At 60.6% G+C, this 980-nt stretch carries 1 protein-coding gene; it reads right to left on the reverse strand.

The window, feature by feature from the left end:
• Nucleotides 1–980, reverse strand: a 980-nt coding sequence (locus DBR24_RS33680) for a PAS domain-containing protein (RefSeq protein ID WP_256591818.1), incomplete at both ends; no start/stop codon positions are given.

Genomic DNA, 980 nt, shown 5'->3' on the forward strand with positions numbered 1-980 from the left:
TTTGTCCCGGGCCAGCGCCTGCTCGCGAATATCGAAACGCCGCCACTTGCCGTCACGATGACGGAAACGCAACTGGCATTGCAGCAACTGGCTGTAGCCGGCGTGCCGCTGCATCTGCCGCGAACGGTGGTAGTAATCGGCGTCTTCCGGGTGCAGGAGGATTTCCCAGAAGTACTCGCCCATCTGATGCAGTTCGGTGCGGTTGTAACCGAGGGTCTGGCCGAGGTGGTGGTTGCTGAAAATCATCCGCTGGCTGATAACGTCCTGCACGTACAGATGATCCGGCACGGTGCGCACCACGTCCGACCAGAAACCTTCGCGCTCCAGCAACGACAGCTCGATCAGCTTGCGGCTGGTGATGTCGTTGATGCTGAGGATCACCGCTTTGTAGTCGTGCTGTTCCTGCGGCAGGCGCAATACCATCCACAGGTGCTGGTCGCGGCCGTTACTGTTCGGCAGTTTGACTTCCAGTTCCAGCTGCTTTTGCTGCTGCAGGACGGCGTCGAGCACCTGATTGCCGATCGCGCAGTGGTAGTGCGGGTGGCCGTCAATCAACAGCTGCCAGGCGTGTTCGCAGGAATTGACGTTGAGCAGTTGCAGCGCCACCTGGTTGACCTCGGTGACGCGCAATTCCTGCAGCAGTTGCTGGCGTTGCACCGGTTGGTCGAGCCAGGCCTTGAGCTGATCGCTGGTCTGAATCTGCGCCCTGTCGAAGAATTGCTTGAGCCCGGACAGGTCCAGCACACACAGCGCGACGCCGGTGCCTTCGAAAATATCCTGATAACGCCGACGCCCTTCATGCACCTGACGCTGGCGACGGCGCATGTTCAGCAGCGCGATCACCGGCAACATCGAGAAGGCCAGGCCCAACAGGCATTTGCCGATGAACGCCGGGAGCAGTTCTTCGAGTACGCGCTGCCGATCGAACAGACCACGCAACTGCCAGTCGCTGCTGCTCAGCGGCACGGTCAGCACGGTGT

The sequence above is a fragment of the Pseudomonas sp. HMWF006 genome (assembly GCF_003061205.1).
Classification (GTDB): domain Bacteria; phylum Pseudomonadota; class Gammaproteobacteria; order Pseudomonadales; family Pseudomonadaceae; genus Aquipseudomonas; species Aquipseudomonas monsensis.